Origin of the sequence: Flavobacterium sp., assembly GCF_035760125.1 — a bacterium.
GTDB lineage: Bacteria > Bacteroidota > Bacteroidia > Flavobacteriales > Flavobacteriaceae > Flavobacterium.
In genome coordinates this window covers 1-3951 of sequence record NZ_DASTTN010000478.1, presented here as the reverse complement: position 1 = coordinate 3951, position 3951 = coordinate 1, and the positions used below count along the sequence as shown (strand labels likewise).

The window sequence follows — 3951 nt, the reverse complement described above, 5'->3', positions numbered from 1 at the left end:
ATTTTCCTAAGACTAAAAGGAATGAAAATTGGATTTGGCGCGTTAGGAGAAGGATATGCCACCGATAAATGTAGGGATATGATGCTTGCCAAAGGCATCAAAGCTGGAATTGTAAACGGATCGGGAGATATGAGTACCTGGGGAAAACAACCCAATGGAAAACCCTGGAATATTGGCATCACCAATCCCTTTGACCCCGAAAAACTTTTGGCTGTCGTTCCATTGGGACAAGAGGCAGTAACTACCTCTGGAAGTTATGAAAAATTTGTTATTTTTGATGGCAAACGTTATTCTCACATCATAAATCCAGCAACGGGTTATCCTGCTACTGGACTTTGCAGTGTGACTGTTTTTGGGCCAAATGCCGAAACAGCAAATGGCTTGAGTACATCTTTAATGGTATTAGGAAAAACTCCTGGTCTAGATTTACTCAAACAATATCCTGATTATAGTTGTATAATGATTACCGACAATGGAAAAGTGGTAAAATCGAAAAACTTCCGAATCAAGAAATTTCATCCACATCTTTAATGTACTTTTAATTAGTACACGTATTTTTTACACCCAAATTTTCTGAAACACTGCAAATAAGAAAATCATTTCCTATTATCACTAGCTTGGGACAAATAAATCTACAGTATCATTTCTAGATATAATCCCACAAGTTAAAAAAGTCAAAACCCCTTAATTTCTACAAAAAAGCAATAAAGAAAAGGTGTTTTTCATCAAAAATGATTTTAAAACAACCCATAAACAACTACAAAACAATAGGTTAAATATTTACAAAAATATTATTAATATTTAGTCTAAATAAGTTGTCATATCAAAAATGAGTTTTTATATTTGCACTGTTATTTTTAATTATTCCAAATAAACGACATGAAATATATTTTACTTCCCCTAACGTTCATAGCATTCTGTTTTAACAGCCAAGCTCAAGAAATAGCAAGTAATACCAATAGTCCAAAAGATAATAGCCTTTACTATTTTTCAAATGATAGTATAAAATCTATTAATGACACTGTCAAAAATAAAAAAGGACAACAATTAAAAGAGGTTGTTATAACTGCCAACAAGCAACCTAAACCCGTTACAGCTTTACGTTCAGGACTAAAACCTATGGACACACCACAAAGCGTACAAGTTATAGGTTCTGAAATTATCGAACAACAACAAGCCATTCGTTTGAGCGAAGTTTTAAAAAATGCCAATGGTGTTTATGTAGGTTCTGCTCGTGGTGGTGCACAAGAATCCTTTTTTTCTAGAGGATATGACATGTCAGCAAATAATATGTTTAAAAATGGTTTCCGTTATAATGCTGGATCAATTCCAGAAGTTTCTTCTTTAGACAAAGTAGAGTTTCTAAAAGGTAGCGCCGCCTTACTATATGGGAATGTAGCTCCGGGAGGTATATTGAATTTGGCCACTAAAACACCTTCTTTCAAAAAGGGAGGAGAAGTATCAATGCAAATGGGAAGTTATTCTTTCTACAAACCATCTGTAGATTTTTACGGTCCATTAAACAAGTCTATAGCTTATAGATTTACAGGTTCTTATGAAAACTCAGAAAGTTTTAGAGATGTCGCAAAAAGAGAACGTATTTATGTTAACCCATCGTTACTTTTCCATGTAACCGATAAAACTCAAATCACAGTACAGGGAGATTTTTTAAGTGATGATTGGACTCCAGATTTTGGAACAGGAATCATCGGAACTGAAATTGTTGATGTACCACGCAGCAACTTTTATGGAGCTCTTTGGTCAAATGGGAAAACAAAATCAGCGAGTGCTTCCACATTATTAAACCACGATTTCAACAAAAACTGGAAACTTAATTTCAATAGCTCTTTCCAAACTTATGATAGACAATCAAAATCGACAGCTCAATTAGCAACCGTAAAAGATAATGGTGACTGGACTAGACCATTGGTACAAAATAAAAATTTAGAACAAATAGTTGGAGATCAATTAAGCTTACAGGGTAATTTTAATACTGGATCTATAAAACACCAATTGTTTACTGGTGTAGATTGGGAAAATTCGTTTGCGACAGCCTATACTTATGCATTTACTCCAGCCAATTATGACACTATCAATCTTTATACTTTTGATCCTTCAACTCAAAGAAACGATATTCCAGACTCTAGAAATACTCAAATCGTAAAAACAGATACGAATCGTTTTGGAATCTACGCACAAGATTTAATATCTTTTACTGAGCAAATTAAAGTACTCGCAGGTATTCGTTGGTCATGGCAAGAAGCGGAAGTTAGTACCTACAAAGAAACCTCTACAGGAGCTGGGAATCCGGAAACTGCAGTACCAACAATTACTCCAAAACGTAAAGACGAGGCTTTCTCACCGAAAATAGGATTAGTGTACCAACCTACAAAAGATATGTCTTTATTTGCAAGCTACTCTAACTCGTTTACACCAAATACCGGAACGACAGTTGATTTACAACCCATAGAAGCTTCTATCATAGATCAATATGAAGCAGGTATTAAAAAAGACTTCTGGAGAGGAGTTTTAAGCACAAACGTTACTGTTTACCAAATCACCAACAGTAATTTAGCTCAAACAGCCTTACAAGCTGATGGAACTCCTTATAATGACACAAGTATAAAAGTCTTAAGTGGAGCAACAAAGAGTAAAGGTATTGAAGTTGATGTGACTGCAAGACCAATCAACGGATTGAACATCGTTGCTGGATATAGTTATAATGATATGCGTTATACCAAAACTTCAGGAAAAAACGGTAGTTTTATCGAAGGAGATCGTGTTGTAAGAACTCCAGCAAATACAGCTAACTTAAGCTTTTTCTATACACTACAAACAGGAATGTTAAAAGGAGTTTCTCTTGGTGCAATAGGAAATTATATAGGAGATCGTCTTGGAGGTTGGAACGACCAATACAATGATGATCTAACTAAATACCCTGATGGAATCTACCACAGAGAAATTCCATTAGACGGATACACCACAATTGATGTATCAGCTGGTTATACTTGGAAAAAATTCTCTATCCTTTGCAAATTATCAAATATCACAAACGAGTTGAATTATACGGTACACGAAAACTACAGTGTAAACCCAATCGCTCCTCGTCAAGTATTGACAAGCATAAAATATCAATTCTAAAACCTTAATTTGGTTTTATATAAATCCAAACATTTTTTTTTACAACACCATTTGCAATAAACTCACAAACCTCGTTTAGAAATAGACGAGGTTTTTTGTTTTGTAAAAAAGAAATCTATTTTAACTATATTTGATAGGATTCCAAAATTAATTACAACTTATCAATCCCTAACTTAACTACAAAAACATGACCGAAACCAAGAAGAACCAATTAAAAAAAAGTCTAGGATTAAGTTTTAATATTGCTGTTTTAATTGGAGGTACAATTGGGGTTGGCATTCTTCGTACGCCTGGTGCCATTGCAGGAATGTTATATAATTATTGGCTAATAATTACCTGTTGGATTTTTGGAGGATTATATATTTTAATTGGCGCCAATTCCTACGCAGAACTAGCTACAATGCTGCCAAAAGCTGGTGGTTCATACAATTATATCAAAAGAGCTTTTGGAGATTATGCAGGTTTTATATCGGGATGGTTTGATTATATAACCAATGTAGTTCCACCCGCTTTTTACTGTATCGTCATTAGTGAATACATTGTTATTTTATTTCCTAATTTGGAAAGTTACTCAACAATCATTGCTATTGCCTTTTTAATTGGATTTGTTTTAATACATATCAGCGGAATAAAAAACGGTAGTCTGATTCAGCAAATAACCAGTTTAATTAAAGTCATTTGTTTTGTGGTATTAATCGTGACTTGCTTTATGTATTCGGGGGTAAAATTAAATCCCATCGAAAAAAATAGCACTTTTTTTGAAATAGGGATTTTGTTTGGATTTTTCAAATCACTGCAACTCATTATTGG

General features: G+C 34.0%; 3 protein-coding genes. All 3 read left to right on the top strand.

What is annotated here, in order from left to right:
• The coding region (locus VFS71_RS17015) for an FAD:protein FMN transferase (RefSeq protein WP_326402789.1) at positions 1–531 on the top strand (531 nt) is incomplete at its 5' end.
• A 348-nt stretch (positions 532–879) separates the two neighbouring features.
• Complete coding sequence (locus VFS71_RS17010; protein WP_326402788.1) at positions 880–3141, top strand: TonB-dependent siderophore receptor; 2262 nt, start codon at positions 880–882, stop codon at positions 3139–3141.
• Positions 3142–3328: 187 nt separating this feature from the next.
• A partial coding sequence (locus VFS71_RS17005) for an APC family permease (protein ID WP_326402786.1) occupies positions 3329–3951 on the top strand: 623 nt, incomplete at its 3' end.

Excerpts from the sequence above, each read along its gene's own strand:
- VFS71_RS17010 (WP_326402788.1), top strand. The coding sequence starts at position 880 with ATGAAATATATTTTACTTCCCCTAACGTTCATAGCATTCTGTTTTAAC.